The 20,552-nt window shown below is 71.6% G+C and carries 16 protein-coding genes and 1 pseudogene; 7 read left to right on the forward strand and 10 right to left on the reverse strand.

Translation table 11 applies throughout. The features are described 5' to 3' along the window. Positions 1-190 precede the first annotated feature (190 nt). The 3 genes and pseudogenes from EES42_RS46195 to EES42_RS18695 all read left to right on the forward strand — a co-directional run bounded on the left by EES42_RS46195 (position 191) and on the right by EES42_RS18695 (position 3,831). Positions 191-480: pseudogene (locus EES42_RS46195) on the forward strand (SHOCT domain-containing protein). Further along, positions 477-1,265 (forward strand): ABC transporter ATP-binding protein, encoded by a 789-nt coding sequence (locus EES42_RS18690; protein WP_124719321.1) that lies wholly within the window; start codon positions 477-479, stop codon positions 1,263-1,265. The pseudogene EES42_RS46195 and the gene EES42_RS18690 overlap by 4 nt, the downstream one beginning before the upstream one ends. A 4-nt stretch (positions 1,266-1,269) precedes the next feature. Then, a complete protein-coding gene (locus EES42_RS18695; RefSeq protein WP_124719322.1) occupies positions 1,270-3,831 on the forward strand; it encodes an ABC transporter permease in 2,562 nt (853 codons plus the stop codon). Positions 3,832-3,911: 80 nt separating this feature from the next. Here the strand turns inward: EES42_RS18695 and EES42_RS18700 are convergent, their stop codons facing one another. Together EES42_RS18700 and EES42_RS18705 are read right to left on the reverse strand one after the other, a co-directional pair. After that, on the reverse strand, positions 3,912-4,433 hold the full coding sequence (locus EES42_RS18700) for an ATP-binding protein (RefSeq protein WP_241196447.1): 522 nt from the start codon (positions 4,431-4,433) through the stop codon (positions 3,912-3,914). A gap of 187 nt (positions 4,434-4,620) precedes the next feature. Beyond that, positions 4,621-4,938 carry a hypothetical protein gene (locus tag EES42_RS18705; RefSeq protein WP_124719323.1) on the reverse strand — a complete coding sequence of 106 codons (318 nt, stop codon included), beginning with the start codon at positions 4,936-4,938 and terminating at the stop codon, positions 4,621-4,623. A gap of 205 nt (positions 4,939-5,143) precedes the next feature. Here EES42_RS18705 and EES42_RS18710 point away from each other — a divergent pair, with 205 nt between their 5' ends. Next, the gene (locus tag EES42_RS18710) at positions 5,144-6,274 is read left to right on the forward strand and encodes an L-cysteine desulfhydrase Cds1 (RefSeq protein ID WP_124719324.1); all 1,131 of its coding nucleotides are present in this window, start codon (positions 5,144-5,146) and stop codon (positions 6,272-6,274) included. A 30-nt stretch (positions 6,275-6,304) separates the two neighbouring features. On the opposite strand, the gene EES42_RS18715 is transcribed toward EES42_RS18710, so the two are convergent. From EES42_RS18715 to EES42_RS18725, 3 genes are all read right to left on the reverse strand, one after another. Beyond that, the gene (locus EES42_RS18715) at positions 6,305-6,784 is read right to left on the reverse strand and encodes an SRPBCC family protein (RefSeq protein ID WP_124719325.1); all 480 of its coding nucleotides are present in this window, start codon (positions 6,782-6,784) and stop codon (positions 6,305-6,307) included. A 127-nt stretch (positions 6,785-6,911) separates the two neighbouring features. Next, positions 6,912-7,364: an SRPBCC family protein gene (locus EES42_RS18720; RefSeq protein ID WP_124719326.1), complete on the reverse strand. Its 453-nt coding sequence runs from the start codon at positions 7,362-7,364 to the stop codon at positions 6,912-6,914. Between the two features lie 68 nt (positions 7,365-7,432). Next, the gene (locus tag EES42_RS18725; protein ID WP_124719327.1) at positions 7,433-8,269 is read right to left on the reverse strand and encodes a DeoR/GlpR family DNA-binding transcription regulator; all 837 of its coding nucleotides are present in this window, start codon (positions 8,267-8,269) and stop codon (positions 7,433-7,435) included. A 185-nt stretch (positions 8,270-8,454) separates the two neighbouring features. On the opposite strand from EES42_RS18725, the gene EES42_RS18730 reads away from it, so the two are divergent. After that, a complete protein-coding gene (locus EES42_RS18730; protein WP_124719328.1) occupies positions 8,455-10,848 on the forward strand; it encodes a hypothetical protein in 2,394 nt (797 codons plus the stop codon). On the opposite strand, the gene EES42_RS18735 is transcribed toward EES42_RS18730, so the two are convergent. The 5 genes from EES42_RS18735 to EES42_RS18755 form a co-directional block, all read right to left on the reverse strand. Then, complete coding sequence (locus EES42_RS18735; RefSeq protein WP_124719329.1) at positions 10,818-13,262, reverse strand: right-handed parallel beta-helix repeat-containing protein; 2,445 nt, start codon at positions 13,260-13,262, stop codon at positions 10,818-10,820. The two genes, EES42_RS18730 and EES42_RS18735, sit on opposite strands and share 31 nt — an antisense overlap. Positions 13,263-13,414: 152 nt before the next feature. Further along, positions 13,415-13,948, reverse strand: a complete 534-nt coding sequence (locus EES42_RS18740; protein ID WP_241196448.1) for an Rv1733c family protein — start codon at positions 13,946-13,948, stop codon at positions 13,415-13,417. Positions 13,949-14,246: 298 nt separating this feature from the next. Continuing rightward, a complete protein-coding gene (locus EES42_RS18745) occupies positions 14,247-14,753 on the reverse strand; it encodes a DUF6643 family protein (protein ID WP_124719331.1) in 507 nt (168 codons plus the stop codon). Positions 14,754-15,106: 353 nt separating this feature from the next. After that, positions 15,107-15,583: a DUF6630 family protein gene (locus EES42_RS18750; RefSeq protein WP_241196449.1), complete on the reverse strand. Its 477-nt coding sequence runs from the start codon at positions 15,581-15,583 to the stop codon at positions 15,107-15,109. A gap of 157 nt (positions 15,584-15,740) precedes the next feature. Next, positions 15,741-19,091 carry an AfsR/SARP family transcriptional regulator gene (locus tag EES42_RS18755; RefSeq protein ID WP_241196450.1) on the reverse strand — a complete coding sequence of 1,117 codons (3,351 nt, stop codon included), beginning with the start codon at positions 19,089-19,091 and terminating at the stop codon, positions 15,741-15,743. Positions 19,092-19,203: 112 nt separating this feature from the next. Here EES42_RS18755 and EES42_RS18760 point away from each other — a divergent pair, with 112 nt between their 5' ends. Continuing rightward, positions 19,204-20,277: an ACP S-malonyltransferase gene (locus EES42_RS18760; RefSeq protein ID WP_241196451.1), complete on the forward strand. Its 1,074-nt coding sequence runs from the start codon at positions 19,204-19,206 to the stop codon at positions 20,275-20,277. Between the two features lie 3 nt (positions 20,278-20,280). Then, the gene (locus EES42_RS18765; RefSeq protein ID WP_124719333.1) at positions 20,281-20,538 is read left to right on the forward strand and encodes an acyl carrier protein; all 258 of its coding nucleotides are present in this window, start codon (positions 20,281-20,283) and stop codon (positions 20,536-20,538) included. The last annotated feature ends 14 nt before the right edge of the window (positions 20,539-20,552 follow it).

Below are 20,552 nucleotides of genomic sequence, written 5' to 3' on the forward strand. Positions count from 1 at the left end.
CCAGTAGGAACAGACTCCGGCGGTCCCGGTCCCGGTCGTCGACGGGAGCAGCCGCGGCGGCGCCACGTACTCCCGAGGGGGTACGCGCACGGCCGCTGGCCGTACGACGACGCGGAAGCCTCTCTCGGCGAGGCTCGAAAGCGTCAGGAAAACCTGAACTCCAACCCCTGAACCGAGGGAGCCGACCGAGATGAACACCCTGGCGTACAGCGGTGGCCCCGGGCCCTGGATCATCCTCTTCCCGCTCTTCTGGGCGGCCGTCGTCATCGGCGGTGTCACTCTGCTGCGCTGTACCGTCCGGCGCGGCCGACGAGGACCCTGGCAGGCCCGTACCACCGGGGAAAACCCGCCGAGCCGTCACCGATCCCCCTGCTCGGCCGGCGCTTCGCGGCCGGCGAGATCGACGAGGACGAGTACTGGCGCCGGCTCTCCGTCCTGGACGAACAGTTCGGCCGCGGCAGCAAGGGAGGCCTGGCATGACCACCACCGTCCCCATCTCCGAACCCGCCCCCGCCGCCACCCCCGCCCCCGCCGCCCGGGTCGTCGACGCAGTGAAGCTCTACGGCGCGGGCGACACCAGGGTCAGGGCATTGGACGGGGTGAGCGTCGACTTCCCGGCCGGGCGCTTCACCGCGATCATGGGGCCCTCCGGATCCGGCAAGTCCACCCTGATGCACTGCGCCGCCGGGCTCGACACGCTCACCTCGGGCTCCGCCTTCATCGGCGACACCGACATCAGCGCGCTCGACGACCGCAGGCTCACCCTGCTGCGCCGGAGCCGGATCGGCTTCGTCTTCCAGTCCTTCAACCTGCTGCCGACGCTCACCGTCGCCGAGAACATCACCCTCCCCCTGGACCTCGCGGGGGAGCGGCCCGACCGCGAGTGGCTCGATACCCTCGTCGATACCGTCGGGCTCCGGGACCGGCTGCACCACCGGCCCGGCGAACTGTCCGGTGGACAGCAGCAGCGGGTGGCGGTGGCACGGGCCTTCGCCGGCAGCCCCGACGTCGTCTTCGCCGACGAACCGACCGGCAACCTCGACTCCCGCTCCGGCCAGGAAGTACTCCGGCTGCTCGGCCGCACCGTCCGGCAGACCGCCCGTACGGTCGTCATGGTCACCCACGACCCGGTCGCCGCCGCCCACGCCGACGAGGTGGTCTTCCTCGCCGACGGCCGGCTCGTCGACCGGATGCCCGACCCCACGGCGGAGCGCGTGCTGGACCGCTTCAAGTCCTTCGCCCCCCACCCCTCGCGCAGGCGGTGACGGCATGAACGGCACCCGTGCCTCCGTACGCCTGAGCATCTCCTCGCTCCGCGCCCACAAGCGCCGCTTCGCCGGTACGTTCGTCGCCGTCCTGCTCGGCGTCGCGTTCCTCACCGGGACGCTCGTCATGGGCGACACCCTGCGCGCGAGCTTCGACACCATGTTCACCAACGCCAACGCCGGTACCGACGCCGTCGTGCGCGGCGCCGACGTGATCACCGTCGCCGGTGAGACCCGTGGCACCCGGCAGCCGGTGAGCACCGCGCTGGTGAAGCGGATCGAACGGACCCCCGGCGTCGCCGCGGCCGCGCCCGACATCCAGGGCGCCGGCCAGCTCATCGGCGCCGACGGCAAACCCATCGGCGGCCAGGGCCCGCCCACCCTCGCGGGCAACTGGATCGACGACCCGGAACTCAACCCGTACCGGCTCGCCGCCGGACGTGCACCCGCCGCCCCCGGCGAGGTCGTCATCAACCGGGGCGCCGCCGACCGGGGCGGGCTCAGGATCGGCGACACGACCGTGCTGCGCACCCCCGACCCCGTACACGTCAGGATCGTCGGGCTGGCCACCTTCGGCGGCCAGGACGGCATGGGGCAGGTCACCTACACGGCCATGACGCAGGCCGACGCCGAGAAGTACCTGACGCCGAAGCCCGGCGAGGCATCGGCCATCCAGGTCCGGGCCGGACCCGGCACCGGCCAGCGGGAACTCGTCGACGCGCTGCGGCCCGTGCTGCCCAAGGGCGTCGAGGCCGTCACCGGGCAGGCGGCGGCCGCCGAGAACCGGGACATGATCTCCGGCGCCTTCCTCGGCCTGTTCACCACACTGCTGCTGGTGTTCTCCGGGATCGTGCTGCTCGTCGCCACCTTCTCCATCCACAACACCTTCGCCATCGTCGTAGCCCAGCGCACCCGGGAGAACGCGCTGCTGCGCGCCCTCGGCGCCGCACGCCGTCAGGTCGTCGTCGCGACCCTCGTCGAGGCGACCGCGGTCGCGGTGATCGCTTCCGCCGCGGGTCTGGCCGGCGGCATCGGCATCGCCGCCGGACTGCAAGCCCTCTTCCCCGCCGTGGGATTCCCGTTCCCGGACGGTTCGCTGGTGATCGGCGCCGTCTCTCTGCTGCTGCCGCTCGCCGTGGGTGTCCTGGTCTGCCTCGGCTCCGCCCTGCTGCCCGCCGTCCGGGCCGGACGCACCGCGCCGCTCGCCGTCCTGCGCGAGAGCGCCGTCGACGACTCCGGGGCGTCCCGGCCCCGGGCCGTCACCGGGCTGGTGCTGCTGGTGGCCTCCGTCGGCGCCGCCCTGGGCGGCACCCTGGCCCCTTCGGTCTGGCTGTCGGCCGCCGGCGCGGTGGCGGCACTCGCCGCGTTCGTGATCCTCGGCCCGGTCGCCGCCACGTACGCGGTACGGACCCTCGGCGCCCCGCTCGGCCGGCTGCGCGGCGTCACCGGCGGGCTGGCCCGGCGCAACGCCCTGCGCAGCCCCCGGCGGACCGCGTCCACCGCGACCGCGCTGATGATCGGCGTCGCAGTGGTCTCGCTCTTCACCGTCTTCGGTGCCTCGCTGAAGGCGACCATGAACCGGACCGTCGACCGGTCCTTCGCGGGCGATGTCGCCATCAGCGCGCCCGCCTTCGGCGCGGGCGGCAGCGGACTGAGCCCCCGCCTCGCCCCGGCCGTCGGCCGGCTGCCACAGGTCGCCACCGCGGTCGGCCTGGGCAAGGGGGTCGCGGAGGTCGACGGCGCGGGACGCGCCCTGACCGTCACCGACCCGGCCGCGCTCGGCAGGGTCTTCGACCTCGGCCGGGTCGACGGCTCGCTGACCGGGTTCGGTACGAACGGGATCGCCGTCTCCGCCGCCGAGGCCGCCGAGCGCGGTCTGCGCCCCGGATCCCCGGTCCGGCTCACCTTCACCGACGGCGCACGGCAGGACTTCACCGTCCGCGCCGTCTACGACCGGCCGGAACTGGCGGGGGACTACGTCATCACCCGCCGGGCCTGGGCCCCGCACCGCGCACAGGACTCCGACTCGCTGATCGCCGTCTCCTTCGCACCGGGGGTGTCCACCGCCGACGGGCGGGCGGCGGTCGCGAAGACCGCGGCGGCCTACGGCAACCCGGACGTACAGACCCGCGGCGAGTACGCGGAGTCCTCGGCCGGCGCCATCGACATGATGCTCACCCTGGTCTACGCCCTGCTGGCACTCGCCGTACTCATCGCCCTGCTGGGCATCGCCAACACGCTCACCCTGGCCCTGCACGAACGCACCAGGGAGCTGGGCCTGCTGCGCGCCGTGGGACAGACCAGGAGCCAGCTGCGCTCGATGGTCCGCTGGGAGTCCGTCCTGGTGGCCGCGTTCGGCACGGCGGGCGGACTGCTGCTCGGCGGCTTCCTCGGCTGGGTGCTGGTCGAGGCGTCCGCGGGCGACACCGCCGTCGCCTTCGACCTGCCGCCGCTGCGGCTCCTGGCGGTCGCCCTCGTGGGGATCGCCGCCGGAGCGCTGGCGGGCCTGCGCCCGGCCCGCCGGGCCGCACGGCTCGACGTGCTCCGCGCGATCGCCGCCCAGTAGCGCACGACGGGGAGGGGCGAGCCGCCGTCCGGCGGCTCGCCCCTCCCCGTCGTGTCACGGTCCGTACGAGGCCCGGCAGATCAGCCGACCACCGCCGACCGTGCGGCGGAGGGCGTACCGCTCTCCAGGTACGTGACTGAGTCCAGCTCGAACGGCCCGTCGGTGGTGGCCCCGTACACCGGATGCGGTGGCAGCACGAAGCATCGCGGGGGCGCCGGAAGGGTGAACCAGACGACCTTCCCCGCCCCGCCCGCCGGACGGACCCCCCAGCTCTCGCTGACCGCGGCGATCAGTGCGAGCCCGCGCCCCGACGTGCTGGACGCGCTGGGCTCACGCACGGTCGGCAGCCGTGGGTCGTGGTCGTGGACGGACACCGTCAGGCGTTCGAGCAGCAACTCGATCTCGACGGTGCATGACTTGTCCGGCTGGGCATGCCGGTGGACGTTGGTCAGCAGTTCGGTGACGCCGAGCGCGGCCTGGTCGATCAGAGGATCGAGATGCCAGTAGCGCAACTGCGCCGAGATGATTCTGCGGACCTGACCGATCCGCGACGGCAGGGCCTGGAGCTCCACCGTGCAGTGCCTGCTTGGCTCGCTGATCACGGCTGCGACTCCCCGAAATAGGTCCGGAAGAAGACGAAGGAACGGATCGCGCGGCCGACCGGCCGCTGATCCGGTCTCCGACGGTGTGGATCTCAGTGTCACCGCCGGTGAACCATGAGTGACGTGTCCAATGTCGCCCAGGGGTCACAGCTCCGCAACTCGCGATGGGCCGGTACGGCCGTCGGTGTCAGGTCATGCGTCCGCCCGCGCTGCGCAGCGTTTCGAGGAATCGGTGGGTCGGGCCGCCCCGGTCCGGACCGTGGTTGCGCTGCCCCATCGTCAGCCGGTACCGCGTCCCGTTCAGGCGGGCCACGGCCGCCCCGGCTCCGGCGAACCAGGGCCTGCCCGCGCTGACCGACACCACCGGGGCGCTGTCGATCTCCCGCCCGTTGCTCGTCAGCAGGGCCAGTCTGCCGTCCTTGACGATCACCTGCCCGGCCCTCGTGAGCGAGCGGGCCCACCGCTCGATCCGTACCCCCGTCGCACTGAACTCCGTTTCCGGCATGGCTGCTTCGCCCCCTTCGTGACACTTCTGATGGGAAGTCTGCACAAACCGGGACCGCCGCGCCAGGCCGCGTCACGGTCCGGTTTCGAAGATGCGGGCCCGTCGACGCCAAGGCAGGGCTATGGAGCATCAAAGTGAACGTTTGTGCAGGTGGGGGGAATAACGTTGTCGATGGAGTGACGGTGACACGAGGAGGAACGCGCTGATGGGCAACGAAAAGCACGGCGGCGACGGCCGGGCCGCGGCGACGATCGACATCGACCGCTCCGACGCCGGGTACCGGGCCTGGCTGAAGGAGGCGGTACGCAAGGTCCAGGCCGACGCCAACCGCTCGGCCGACACCCATCTGCTGCGCTTCCCGCTCCCCGAGGCATGGGGCATCGACCTCTACCTCAAGGACGAGTCGACGCACCCCACCGGCAGTCTCAAGCACCGGCTGGCCCGTTCGCTCTTCCTCTACGGGCTCTGCAACGGCTGGATCCGGCCGGGCAAGCCGGTGATCGAGGCGTCCAGCGGATCGACGGCCGTCTCGGAGGCGTACTTCGCCAAGCTGATCGGTGTGCCGTTCATCGCCGTGATGCCGCGCACCACCAGCCCCGAGAAGTGCCGGCTGATCGAATTCCACGGCGGCCGATGTCATTTCGTCGACGACTCGCGGAAGATGTACGAGGAGTCCGCCACGCTCGCCGCGGAGACCGGCGGCCACTACATGGACCAGTTCACCTACGCCGAGCGGGCCACCGACTGGCGCGGCAACAACAACATCGCCGAGTCGATCTACCAGCAGCTGAAGCTGGAGCGCTATCCGGAGCCGACCTGGATCGTCGCCACGGCGGGCACCGGCGGCACCTCGGCGACCATCGCCCGCTATGTGCACTACATGCAGTTCGACACCCGGATCTGCGTGCCCGACCCGGAGAACTCCTGCTTCTTCGACGGCTGGACCCAGCACAACCCCCTGGCCACCAGCGACTGCGGCTCCCGGATCGAGGGCATCGGCAGGCCCCGGATGGAGCCGAGCTTCGTACCCGGGGCCATCGACCGGATGATGAAGGTGCCGGACGCGGCCAGCGTCGCTGCCGTGCGCGCCCTGGAGCACGCCATCGGCCGCAAGGCCGGCGGTTCCACCGGCACCGGGCTGTGGAGCGCGTTCAAACTGGTCGCGGAAATGGTCGAGCAGGGCAGCACGGGCAGCATCGTCACCCTGATCTGCGACCCGGGCGACCGCTACCTCGACAAGTACTACTCCGACAGCTGGCTCGCCGCACAGGGCCTGGACATCGCCCCGTACACGGCTACCATCGACTCCTTCCTGGCCGACGGCAACTGGCCCTGATCGCAGGGCCGGGGCGGGGCGCGCGACGGCTCAGGCCGCGGATCCGGTCAGCCGCCGGTCGAGCTTGCGCACCGCGTCCCGGAAGGACCGGCCCATTCCCGACCGGGCCAGTCGCAGGGCGAACCGGAAGGGCGCGGAACCGTCGGCGGCGAACGTCCACCGGACCCGCGTCCCGGTCCCGGCCGGGGTGAGCCGCCACTCCTCCAGCAGGGCCCGCATCCCCGGGGCGTTGGTCCGGTCGGCCCGGTAGGCGTACCGCTTGCCGGGCTCCGCCGCCATGATCGTCTCGTGGATCACGAAGCCGCCCCTGAGCCGGACCTCGCGGCCCGCGCCGTCCTCGGTGGGCCGGGCCGACGTCACCGCCGTGAACCAGTCCGGCCAGCCCGGCACATCGTCGGCGAGCGCCCGGTAGACGTCCTCTGGGGCCGCGGACACCTCGGCGGCGAACACCAGTCGCAGCGGAGCGGATTCGACGAAATCGAGTTCCACGGAACGGAGTCGGCGTGGCATGGAACGCACCTCCCGTGCGATCGGCGGCGGACGGGGCCGTGCCACACCATAGCTGACGCACCATCAGATGTCGTGGCCGGTGGAGTCGCCGTACCTCTGCATGTACGGGCGAGGTCCCGGCGTCACCTCACGGACGGCGGCCCGCCGGGCGGTCCAGCATGCTGTCGAGCACCCGGCCGAAGACCCGGCGGCCCGCCCCGGCGATCAGCGGATCGCACCAGCGCGGCAGCAGCCGCACGCCCAGTTCCTCCACCCACACCACATGCGAACCGGAATCCGTCGGATACACATCGATCGACGCCCGGCCCCGCACCAGCGAACCGCGCTTCTCCAGCCGGCAGAGCCCCGCGCGCCCGGCCGCGGGCGGCGTCCACCGCACCACTTCCATCGGGTCGTCGAACGCCAGCGGCCCCACGCCCGTGCGCGCCACGAAAACGGTTCCGACGCCGGTCGGCACCCCCATGGGGACGGTGATCGTGGTCAGCGGTACCTGAGCGGCGTGCCGTTCCCAGTCCGTCACCCGGCGCCAGGACTCGGCGGCGGGCAAGGAGGTGAAGCGCTCGATCCGGAAGACGGCCACAGCACGATCCTAAGGGCCCGGGCACCGACCGTCGCGAGCCGAGCGGAATCCGTGCTATGGCCGAGGGCTCAGAAGTCGCCCTCCGCGACCGCGCCGGTCACCACCAGCCCCGGCAGATGCTCCTCGATCTCCTCACGGGCGGCGGCCGACAGCCCCGCGTCCGTCACGAAGGTGTCCACCTGATCCAGCGAGGCGAACGAACTCAGGCCCACCGTGCCCCACTTGGTGTGGTCCGCGACGACCACCACCCGCCGCGCCGACTGGACGAAACGGCGGTTGGTCTCGGCCTCCGCCAGATTCGGCGTCGAGAGCCCGGCCTCCACCGAGATTCCGTGCACCCCGAGGAACAGCACATCGAAATGGAGGGAGGCGATCGCCTGATCGGCGACCGGACCCACCAGCGAGTCCGAAGGGGTCCGCACCCCGCCGGTCAGCACCACCGTGGCGGCACCGGGCCGCGGCCCGCCCGCACCGCCCGGACGCTGCGCGGCGTGGAAGACATCGGCGACCCGCACCGAGTTGGTCACCACCGTCAGATCCGGAACGTCCAGCAACTGCTGGGCGAGCGCGTACGTCGTCGTGCCGCCGGAGAGCGCGATCGCGCTGCCGGGCACCGCCATGGCCGCCGCCGCCCGCGCGATGTCCTCCTTGGCGCTCAGCTCCAGCGCCGACTTGGCCTCGAAACCGGGCTCGTGGGTACTGGCCTCGACCACCGGCACGGCCCCGCCGTGCACCTTCTCGACGACCCCCTGACGGGACAGCGCGTCCAGGTCCCGGCGCACCGTCATGTCGGAGACGTTCAGCTTGCGGGTCAGCTCATTGACCCGGACCCCGCCGCGCCTGCGTACCTCGTCGAGGATCAGGGCGCGCCGCTGCTCCGCGAGCAGGTTCTGATTGTCGCTCAACGCCGGGTCCGGTCCTTCCCTCTGGCCGTGCAGCAGTCTCTTCGAACGGGGTCATCCTGCCACGCGGTGTCGCCGGGCGCCGCACTGGGGAGATTCCGTGAGAGCGGTGCGGCCACCGGCCCCCTTCCGCGATTCTGGTGACCGCGCACCGACGCCCCCCACGACCCAGAGAGTGAGCCACTCCCGTGCCACCTGCCACCCAGGCCCCACAGAGTCCCGGGCCCGCGCTGGAACTGCTGGTCCACGGCGTGGGCGGCACCACCCCCCAGGAAATGCTCGACGATCCGCGTACGGTCCGGATCACCGGCGACGCGACCGCCGCGATCTACCGGCGGGCCGAGGACACGGACGCCGAACAGCACCCGGAGCGCTACCGCGACCGCCCCATCCCCGAGGCCTACTGCTGGTCCAACCTGACCTCCGGCAACGGCTCCCGCGCCCTGTGGCTGCTGCTGCTCCCGTTCATGGTGGTCAACCTCGCCCACTGGATGCGCCCCACCGCCCGCTCCCGCACCCGCACGGTGCGGCTGTACGGCGTCCTCGTCCGGCTGGTCGCGCTCAGCCTCACCGTGCTGCTGACGGCGGCGGCCTGCGAGGTCGCGCTCGACCTGGCGGCCTGGCAGTGCGCGGGTGTGCCGGACTGCTCGAACCAGCGGTCCTGGCTCGGCTTCCTGTCGACCGCGCAGGGCGGCTGGTGGTCCCAGCCGGGCCGCAGGCTGGCCCTCGCTGCACTGGTGCCCACCGCCCTGGTGGCGCTCCTCTGGTTCCTGTCCAACCGGACCTGGAGCGCATACGAATCACAGCGCCCGCTCACCGGAACCGAACCGGACGAGGACCTCGACCCCGCACCCGCCCCGGCCACCACCGGCACCGGGCCCGTCGTCCGCCCCGCCCTCGGCCGGCCCGGATTCTGGTACGGCCGCCGGCTCGTCGCCCGGCTGCGCGCCGCCCACACCGCCGCCGGCTTCCTGACCGTCGCCGCCTCGGTCGCGGGCGCCGCGGCCCGCCACGACCGCGCCGTCACCGGCCCCGTACCCGGCATCATCGGCCGGCTGATCGAGGCGGCCCTGGTCCTCGGCGGGCTCGTCGTGCTCTGGGTGGTCTGCCGCCGGGGCCGCAGCGAACGGCGCCTCGACAACCGGCTCGACCGCGCCCTCATCACCTACCTGCCCGGCGCGGCCCTGGCCCTGCTGGTCCTCGCCGCGGCGTACGCCGCCTGGTCCCGCCCCGGCTGGGCCTCGTCCGGCGCCCTCCCCGGAGACCTCGCCTTCAGTGTCATCACTCTCGGCCAGGGGACACTCGTCGTCGTGCTCGCCGTGGTGTCACTGAGCCTGTACCGCCGCACCCCCGAGCCCCGCACCGTCATGTACGGACTCGGCGGGCCCGTCGTCGCGATGCTCGCCTGCGCCCTCGGCGGCGTCATGAGCGGCGGGGTCTCCCAGCGCGTCGCCGACTGGCTCGACGGACCCGGCACCCCCGGCATGGGCCGCAGCTCCGTCATCGAGGGCCCGCCGGTGCTGCTCAGCTGGCAGGCGTCGGTCATCCCCGTGCTCCTGGTGCTGCTGGCCGTCCCGGCCCTGCTGCTGCTCGTACGGACCTGGCTCGCCGCCCGCGCCCTGGAGCCGGAGATCGACCGGGCGTACGAGGACGAACGGCCGGACCCGGCCCGTACCCGGCAGATCGCCCGGATCCAGGCCGCGGCCGCCCTCACCGACTCCGCTCCCTGGATCCTCGGGCCGGTCTGCGGCGCCACCCTGCTGCTCGGCGCGGCGGCGGTCTGCGGGGCCTGGGTGAGCGGCCAGGTGCCCGGGCTCGCGATGAAGGGCAGCGGCCCGTTCATCGAGTCCGTCGCCCAGGCCGCCCAGTCCACCGGCTCCTGGATGGTCGGCCTCGGCTTCATACTCTTCGTGACCTGGGGACGGCGCGCCTACCGCGACGCCTCGGCCCGGCGCACCATCGGCATCCTCTGGGACGTCGGCACGTTCTGGCCGCGCGCCGCCCACCCCTTCGCACCGCCCTGCTACGCCGAACGGGCCGTCCCCGACCTGGCGTCCCGGATGTCCGCCTGGACCGCGCTCACCCGGGGCAGGCTCGTCATCTCCGGGCACTCCCAGGGCAGCGTCCTCGCCGCGTCCGCGGTCTGGCAGCTGCCCGCCGAGACCCGCAGCAGGGTCGCCCTGCTCACCTACGGCTCGCCGATCGAGCGACTGTACGGACGCTGGTTCCCGGCCTACTTCGGCCCCGGACCGCTGCACGCGATGCACCGCTCCGTGCACTGCTGGCGCAACCTGTGGCGCGCCACCGACCCGATCGGCGGCCGGGTCCGGCTCGACGAGGCCCCCGGACCCGAGGTCGACCGCGGGCCGCTGAAGGACCCCCTGGTCTACGGCCGGACCCGGGAACACCCGCTGCCCGAAGCCGTCCTGGGCCACTCGGACTACCAGGCGGACCCGGTCTTCGCCCAGGAACGGGCCGCGCTCCTGGAACGGCTGGACCCGGTCCTGCCCCGCCAGGCCGACGGGGAGGACACCGCCAAGGCCCCGCGGGCTCAGGGCAGTTCGGGCAAGTCCTCCGGGTAGAGCAGGGTGAGGTCGTCCGTGCTCGGCTCGGCGAGCTGGGCGACCCGGCCCGCATGCCGCTCCACCATCGACTCGAAGGTCTGGCGCGCGGTACGGCCGTTGCCGAACGCCGGACCCTTGGGAAGCTCGGTGAAGTACTTCGACAGCGCCTCCCCGGTCCCGGGGGCCAGGCTGTACTCGTGCTCGTCGGCCTGCTGCTCCACGATGTGCAGCAGCTCGGCGGGCTCGTAGTCGCTGAAGGTGATGGTCCGTGAGAAACGGGACGCCACACCGGGGTTCACGGTGAGGAACCGCTCCATCTCGTGGGTGTAGCCGGCGACGATGACGACCACCGCGTCCCGGTGGTCCTCCATCAGCTTCACCAGCGTGTCGATCGCCTCCCGGCCGAAGTCCCGGCCGGAGTCCTCGGGCGACAGGGCGTACGCCTCGTCGACGAAGAGCACCCCGCCGCGCGCCCGGTCGAAGGCCTCCTGGGTGCGGATGGCGGTCGAGCCGATGTGCTCGCCGACCAGATCGACCCGGGACACCTCGACCAGGTGGCCCCGCTCCAGCACCCCGAGCGAGGCGAGGATCTCGCCGTACAGCCGGGCCACGGTGGTCTTGCCGGTGCCGGGGGAGCCGGTGAAGACGAGGTGGCGGCGGACCGAAGCGGCCTTCAGCCCGGCCTCCTGACGCCGGCGGCCCACCTCGATCATGTCCGTGAGGGCCCGCACCTCCCGCTTGACGCTGTCCAGGCCCACCAGCGCGTCCAACTCCCCGAGCACCGCGTCCGAGCCGCGCGCCGGCGCGGTGGCGGGCACCTCCGCAGGGGCGGGCTCGACGGCGTGCTGTCCTGGGACCCCGCCGAGCAGTCCGGGGGCCGACTGGGTCGCCGTCAGCACGGTGGACGCCGGGGGAGCGGGGGAGGGGGAGCGCAGCGCGCTCTCGTCGCTGGTGCAGTCCTCCACGACGGGGCCGGTTCCCTGGCCGTCCCCGTGCGCGACGGGGGGCTCGGCGAACTCGTATCCGCCGCGGGCGCATCGCTCGGTCCGGCAGCGGGTCAGCGTCGTACGGCAACCGTCCATCACATGGAAGCCGTAGCCGTCGCTGCCGGTGACCCGGCAGCCGTGGAATGTGCCGCGGCCCTCGGCGGAGACGTAGAAACCTGCCTCGGCGGGCGAGGTGACCGTGCAGCGCTCGATCGTCGGGTCGGCGCCCTTGGTGACGATCACTCCGGTCTGCGCCGTGTCGATGGTGCAGTTGTTCAGCGTGCCCCCGCTGCCGTGGTCGCGGAACCAGGCGCCGGTGGAGGCCTCACGGATGCGGCAGTCGTCCAGCTGCGCGGTCGCCCCGTCGCTCACCGAGACCGCGGTGTTGCGGACCTGGGACAGATCGCTGTCGACGACATCGGCGCGCGAGCCCCGGTCCAGCACGAAAATGGCGTCCGGCACGTCATGGACCCGGCAGGAGTCCAGTATCACGGTCGCCCCGTCGCTCACCCAGACCGCCGGGTAGTCGCCCGTACTGTCGTGGATCTCGCACTGGTTGGCGTCGACCCGGGTACCGGGATCCCAGACGGAGAGGCCGTTGCGGCCGAAGCGGCGCACCGTGGAGCGGGTCAGGGTGAGCACCGAACGGGAACGCAGGTCCACCGCGTTCTCCGGGATGTCGTGGATGTCGCAGTCGGCGAGGGTCAGAACCGCGTCGGTGTCGAGCGTGACGCCGTCCGCCGAAGTGCGGTGCACCGTGCAGTCGGTGAGATGGGCGGCGGCACGCGCGGTCACCTGTATTCCGCTGCCCTTGATCTCGTACACCTCGCAGCCGACGCCCTCCAGGGCGCTGCCCTCGCCGGTGACGCTCAGGCCCGCGCCCGACGCGTGGTGGACCCGGCAGCGCTCCAGCCGCGGGTGCGCGCCGTCGCGCACCGAGACTCCGGACTGCCCGGCGGAGACGACCTCGCACTCCTCGAACACTCCGCCCGCGCCGTCGAGTACGGCGATGCCGACCCCGGCGGGATTGTCGACCGTGCAGCGGCGCACGGTCGGCCGTGCCGTGCCGCGCACCTCGATCCCGGCGGCGGAACGGGTGACGATCCGCAGGTCCGCGATCTCCGGTGCGCCGTCCTCGACCAGCAGCGCGGGGGCCGTCGAGTCCTGGCCCTCCACATGCAGGTCCGAGACGACGGCGGAGGCGCGGACGGTCAGCGGCACCCCGTCGGCCGGTGCGATCCGTACCGAGCCCACGGAGCCCTCGGGCCCGCGCAGGGTCACCGCCCGGTGCAGGACCAGATTCTCCCGGTAGGTGCCCGGGGCGATGGTGAGGACATCGCCGTCGGCCGCGGCCTCCAGGGCTGCGGTGAGGGAGGCGTATTCGCCTGTGCGGCGCCGCCACCGCGATGTGCCGGTGTGCGTCACCTGGACCGTGCCCTGTGCCATGGCGCTGTTGTGCCCCCACCTCGTGCGTGTGTGATGCCCGGTTCACCGGCCTTGCGGCAACGGCGAATCCCGGGACCGCCCACCGGGAAAGCGGGCGGGCCGGTCCACCGTAGCGCGCGCGGCGGGCGGGAGTTGCCCCGATCAGCAGCTGATCAGCTGCCGGCTCCGGTCCTGCCCCAGTCCGGACCGGTCCTGGCCCAGTCCTGGTCGATCCGGGTGTACCTCGACCGCATCATGTGCCGGACGATCAGCTGCCGTACGCCCTCGACCAGTCCGACGGCGAGCATCGTCGTGCCGAGCCCGGCCAGCACCGCGTGCGTACGGGCCGTCGGAGCGTCCATCGGACGCGAGGCGGGGCGGCCGTCGAGGTCCGTCCAGATCTCCACCTTCGTGCCGGGGGCGGTCCTCCGGGAGGAGGTCGTCACCGTGCCCCGGCGGGCGGTGCCGTCCGGGGCCTTCCAGCGGGCCACCACCGGGATCTGCGAGGTGTGCTCCGAGGAGACCTCGGGATCGGTGACGAAACGCGGCGGCCGCGGTGCCCGGCGCAGCACGACCGCGATGGTGGCACGGCGCCCGGCCTGCTGGGCCCGCACCGATTTCTGCAGGGCGTCGTCCGTGTACGATCCGCACACCCAGCCCAGGGCCGGCGCCGCCAGCACCATCAGGAGCAACGCGACAAGAGCCACCCACGCTTCGCGCCGGTCGGTGGCGCGGCGCAGGGGATTGTGCCGCCAACGCCATACACCCGTAACCGCTCGCACAGTCCTGCACCCCCTTCCGTATCCGTCTTAGCCTGATACGGCACGCTTCGCGTGCTGAAGGAGCGAAGAGAGAGCAACCTCACGCCGTCCAACGCGCGGACCACCCACGTGAGTTCCCGCCCGCCGGACCGGGCTGACGGGCCGTCCGGTGCGAGAACGCCGAAGTCGTCGTCGAGTCCCCATGGCTCGACGACGACTCCGTACGACTGCGCGTGAGGTCGGCTCAGTACCCCCGGCCCTGGTACGGGCGGTTGTAGGGGTCCTCGTAGGGCGAGGGCGCCGGGGCCGGGCGCTGCGGCGCCGGACGCGGCGCCGCGGGACGCATCGCCTCGTAGCCGGTGCCCGGCGCGGGCCGCTGCTGTTGCTGCGGGTGGGGCGGCTGGTATCCGCCGCGGGCCGCGGTCGGCTGCTGCGGGATGTACGGCGCCGGGGCGTGCTGCAACTGCGCGTGTTGCAACTGCGCGGGCTGCATCGGCGCGTAACCCTGCTGAGCCGCCGGCTGCTGGTAGCCGTACGACGGACCGGGCTGGGAAGGTGCCGCGGGAAGAGCCGGCAGCGCCGCCGGGAGAGCCGGCAGATAGCTGTTGCCGGTGTCATAGGCGGCAGGCACTCGGATCGGAGCGATCTGAGGGGTGCCCCGCTCCGCGACCAGGGAGTCGTAGATCGGAGTGTCGGGGAACGACGGTGCGGCGTAGTAGCCGCCGCCGTAGGTGGAGCGGGGGGAGGTCATGACACCTAAGTTAAGCCCACGATGTGCTGGTTGGGGAGTCCCAATCTTGGGGTCATCCGTTTTACGCTGATTCTGTCGGCCCGGCCCGCTAAGAGATCCATAAAACTTTCGTCGGTCGCGGGGGCTTTTCCGTCCGAGGGCCCTATGCGCAACGCCCATGGAGAATTTCTTGGAACGGCGGTGGCGTGTTCCCTCACGTCCTCCTCCTGTTCAGTGAGTACGGCGAGTTCCGGGAGTACATCCGCGCCCGACACGGGCCCGTCGCAGGGTATGGCGGGGTCCGGCGTGATCCCCCGAAGAGCGCCCGCACTTCATGGTCCGGGGCTCCACCACGCCGTGGTCACCGCACCCCCTCAGTTCCCCAGGCCCCGGGCGGTGTACCCCGCACGGCCGGCGAGCTCCGTCAGCTCATCGACCTGCGCCGCGCGCAGACACACCACCGGGTAGCAGTCGGATTCGATGTCGAGGACGGCGAGTGCCGCGCCGACATCGCGGTAGTGCCGACCGCAGGCCGTCAGGAACTCGTGGGCCGGCAGGGACATCTCGTCGGCTTCGAACAACACCCAGGGGTCCACGGCCGGCCTGGAGGCGAGCATCCTCAACTGGGCCCGGATCTCCTGCGGATCCTCCTTCCAGTCGAATTCCGCGAGCAGTTGGTGATCGAAGAGCGCGTCCACGAGCGCTATCCACGCGAGTTCCGCGACGGGCTCGTGGATGCAGCGCTCACCCAGCTGATCCGCGTGCGTCCGCACATAGCCCTCGGGATCGTCGTGGGCGTGCAACACCTGCTCGACCACATCGGGATGAGCCGGGGCGAGAAGCGATGCCATGGCTTCCAACGACATTCGGACTGTTTCGGTGCCGGACATGGTGCGTGCTCCTCGGGCGATCGTGATGCGGTGTTGTCGGGACGGGGGCGGGTGCCCTCCGGGCGTTCACGGGATACACCTACACCCTGAGCGGCTCACCGGGGCCGCGGGGGCACGCTCACTCCGGCAGCACCGTTTCTGCCGATTCCGGGCCCAGCAGCTCGTGCAGGAGGTGGGTGGCAGGCAGTGCGGAGTTGAGGTACACGTACTCGCGCCGGTGCTCGACGACCGCGACCATGGTGCGCAGGGTGTCCACGGCGTCCTCCCGCTGCCCGGCGTGGTGCTGGGCCTGGGCCAGCAGCCCCAGATGGAGCGGGAGGCGTATGTTCGTTCTGGACTGCCGCAGCTCGGCCAGCGAGTTCTTCATGTCGGATATCCCCTCGCGGCGGCCGGTGTACGTGAGGGCCCAGCCCAGCGGCAGACGGAGCATCGCCTTCCAGTAGTGCAGCCCGTGCTCGACGGCCAGCCCGACGCCCTCGGTGCCGGAGGCTCGCGCTGTCTCCACGTCGCCCTCCCAGGCGGCCACGATCGCGTCGACGTAGAGGGCCTGGACCCGGTCCCACGGCTTGCTCCCGTGCCGCGTGAGCCGCAGCAGGCGGCGGCGCTGTTCCGCGGCCGTCGCACAGTCCTTCAGGAGCCAGTGGGCGAGGATGCAGTAGCAGCGGAAGGAGACACGTGGGTCGGACCGGTACGTTCCGTCGGGTAATCGGCCCTCACAGGCGAGGCGCTCCGCCAGCTCCGCGCCGGGCTCCAGCTCTTTGAGCGCATCGGACAGGTGCCCGCGGACGAACAGCGCCATGCCCTCGCCGTACGCCGCGCCGAGCCGGGCCGTCGGGCCGTCGGTGCGCTCCGCGATGTTCCGCAGCAGGACGGACAACTGCTGTGACTCGTCGTAGCGGCCGCGGACGAGAAGCGACGTGGCCAGCAACGACAGGACCGCCGGGTCGTCCGGCGTATGAGGCGTCGTGTGCGGGGTGTGTCCCCGGGTGATCTCCGCCTCCGCCTCCGCGTCACCGAATCCGTGCACCTGGCCCAGTACATGACCCAGCTCCAGGTGGAGCCGCTGCTCCAGGTCGCGGGCGGTCGTCGCGTCGGGCAGTGAGCCGGCCATGCCGACCGCACGGCGCAGCCACAGCTCGCGCTCCTCGGAGGCCAGGCGCAGTTCCGCGTTCTCCGCCGCGCGCAGCAGCCAGGGCAGCACCCGCTCCGAGGGCATGACGTCCTTGGCGAGCCAGGCATGGCGGGCGACGCGATCGGTCTCCTGCGGATCGCCGCCGATCTGGACGTGCGCGGACAGCGCGTCGGCATACCGGGCGTGCAGCCGTTGGCACTCCTCTTCCGTCATCTCGCCGGCCAGCACCTCCTGAGCCTGGGGAGGGGCGAGGCGGAGCCGTCCGGTGCGTTGCCGGTCCGGAGCGAGCAGGCCGTACCGGACGGCCGACTCCACGATGGCGATGGCCGAATTGCCGCCGACGGCACGGCAGACCGCGTCCAGGTCGAAATCGGGTGCGACGACCGCGCACAGCCGGAGCAGCCGCAGGACGGGTTCCGGCAGCATGGCGAACTCCTGGCGCAGCACGGTGCGCGCGCACGTCACGATCAGGCCGAGGATTTCGTCCGTGGCACCCGGTTCGCGCAGGTCCCTGGCGTCGCAGAGCAGGGAGAGCATCTGGATGACGAAATACGGACTGCCCGTGCTCTGGCGGTGCAGCGCGTCGATGATCCGCTCGTCCACGCCCGGCCCCGCGTGCGCGTCGACCAGCGTGGCGACATCCGGACGGGCCAGGCCGGCCAGTCGCAGGATCTCTGCGGCCGGGCCCTTGAGCACCTCGGTCATCAACCGGAACCGCGAGGCATCGGGCCAGGCCTCCAGGTCCCAGCTGGTCAGTACGATGCTGAGGGGATGCCCCTGGCGACGGGTGGTCAGCAATCGGAGCAGGTCCAGAGAGACCGCATCCGCCCAGTGCACGTCCTCCAGCAGCAGCACCAGGGGCCGCTGCGCGGCCAGCGAGAGCAGCACTTCGCAGAGCGCGTCGTGAATCCGGAAAGGGCTCGGCGAGCCGCCGGGGTCGGGGCCGCTCTCCGCGCCGGTTCCGGCCTGCGGACCGGGCAGCAGAGGGGCGAGCAGTGAGCCGAACGGCGCGGCGGCGGCCTCGAAGGCATCGGGCCGTGCCGCCGACAGCCGGCGCAGCACCTGCGTCCACAGCCAGTACGGCGGGACTCCCTCCCCGCAGAAGCAGCTGCTCCGGATCGTCTCTATGCCCTCGTCGATGCTCTGGAGACGCTGGACGAGCTCCATCATGAGGTGGGACTTGCCGAGCCCGGACGAGCCGAACACGCAGGCAAGATGTCCACGACCCGTCGCCGCACCGGCCGTTGCGGCGACCAGTCGCCGCAGCTCCCGTTCCCGGCCCGTCAACGGCGGGGGCGGCACGGACTCGAAGAGGGCGAGCCCGGGGGCCATGGACACGACCCTTGCCGTACGGTCCGGTTCCTGCGGCCTGCCCATACTGCGCATGGCGGTCTTCGCAGCCCCGGGGGACACCTCCGCCACCCGCTCCGCCGCGCCGGACAACACGGTCCGGAGGGGCCGGGGCAGCTCGGTGGCCCTGGCCGTCGGCAACTCGTCACTCAGCACGGCACGTGTCCGCTGCTCACCGAGTTCCTGCCGGAGCAGGGCGGTGTGCAGTTGCTGGAGTTCGGCCGTCGTGTCCACGCCGTACTCCTCGACCAGATAGCTGCGTGTCCACTCGTACACCTCCAGTGCCTCCGCCTGCCGGCCCGACCGGAACAGCGCGGTCATCAGATGGCCCACCAGGCGCTCCCGGGTGGGATGCTGACGCACCTCACGTTCCAGTTCCGTGACCACCTCCGCGGTCCTGCCCAGGACGAGACCGGCCTCCGCGGAGGCCTCCAGGGCGGTGAGCCGGACCTGCTCCAGCCGGGTGCTCTCGTCGGCGAGCGGCTGGTGAGTGACGAACTCCGCGTACGGGGAGCCGCGCCACAGTCCGAGCGCCCGGGTGAGCCGGTCGCGGGCCGCCACGGGATCCTGGCGGGCGAGGAAACGGCGCCCCGTGGAGAGCAGCTGCTCGAACCGGTGGACGTCCACCTGCTCCGGAGACAGCTCCAGGACGTATCCCGGCGCCCGGTAGCGGAGGACCGCCGGCCGGTCGGGGCCGGTCGCGGGGGCCAGCGCCCGGCGCAGATGCGAGATATGGCTCTGCAGGGTGGCGACGGCCCGCCGAGGCGGGTCCTCCCGCCACAGCTCCTCGATGAGCACGGTGGTGGGGACGACCCGGCCCAGCCTGATCACCAACAGGGCGAGCAGCGCTCTGCGACGTGGCGGGCCCAGCGGTACGTCATGCCCTTCGTACTGGGCCGCCATGGGCCCCAGGACCTGCAGAACCGGTCCGGAGTGGGCGGCCGACGGTGGAGGCAGCAGTGTGCTCTGAGCCTGACGTGCAGACATCTTCGGCCCCATTCGTTCCCACGCTTGAGACTTCTCCGGCTAATTGATCGTAGAACAGGGGGTGTTCCGTCATGAGATTCGGCCGACGAATGGCCAATAAACGATCACGCAATTGGCAATTTACTTCTCCTGTATACCGATGGACGCGGCAAGCGAACGGCAGTCGGCAGGCAAGGATCCGGACAAGGGATCGCGTCGGGTCATCAGTATTCCGGCCAGTGGACCGCAAGGGGGATGGCACAGCATGTGCGGAACCGACATCGCCGCGTGGTGTGGGCCAGCCACCGGCGCAGACCCTGGAGGCATCACGGTGTTCGCGATTTTCTTCCCCGGACAAGGAGCGCAGTGCCGGGGTATGGGCGCAGATGATTTCGGCCGCTATCCGGGCCTGACGCGATTCGCCTGCGAACTCTTGGGGTACGACCTTGTCTCGCGCTGCCGCGACAATCCGGACGACGTGCTCTCCCGGACGGAGTGCACACAGCCGGCCCTGTTCACCGTCAACGCGTTGCGCACGTTCGAGCGTGAACGCCGGGAGTGCCGGCCCGCCGACTACTGCCTCGGACACAGCGTGGGGGAGTACAACGCGCTCCTGGCCGCCGGGGTCTTCGACTTCGAGACGGGTCTGCGGCTCGTCGCCAAGCGCGGCGAACTCATGGCGGCCGCATCGGGCGGCGGGATGAGCGCGGTCATGAACACCCCTGCTCCGCGCCTGCTCGACGTGTTGCGGGAGGACGGCGTCGACGGGGTGGACGTGGCGGCCTACAACACCGACGCCCAGGTCGTGATCGCCGGCAGTGACAGTGTGCTGCGCGCCGCCCACGCCTCTTTGAAGGCCCGGGGCATCCGCTTCGCCCCCTTGCGGGTCAGCGCTGCCTTCCATTCGCGTCACATGGAGCCCGTCCGCTCCGAATTCGAGAGTTTCCTTGAGGGGTTCACCTTCGCGGAGCCCAGAACGACCGTGATCTGCAATGTGACGGGGCGGCCCTACGAGCGGGGCACGATACCGGAGATGCTGAGCAGACAGCTCGTGGAGCCGGTGCGATGGGTCGACAGCATTCGGTATCTCCTTTCCCTCGGCACCGGTCTCGATTACGAGGAGATAGGCGGGAAATCCCTGCTCCGCATGGTGAAAAGCATCGAGAAGACCGATGTCCGGAATGCACTCGTCAAGAGCGGGGTGTGAGGCATGGACAGGAAGCAGTACATACAGCGGCTCATCGAGGACCAGTTCCTCGTGGAGTTCGACGGTGAACTGACGCCCGAGACCGATCTGTTCAAGACGGGAGTGATGGACTCCTTCGGATACATTCAGCTCCTTACCGCTGTCGAAAGGGAATTCTCGCTCCAGCTGACGGACGAGGAATTCCTCAGGAACATCTTCTCTTCACTGGAGGCCATCGACGCCTTCGTAGCGAACAAGCTCGCTGAGCGCGACGGCCACTGAGGCCGCGACGACCA

Origin of the sequence: Streptomyces sp. ADI95-17 (assembly GCF_003846175.1) — a bacterium.
GTDB lineage: Bacteria > Actinomycetota > Actinomycetes > Streptomycetales > Streptomycetaceae > Streptomyces > Streptomyces sanglieri.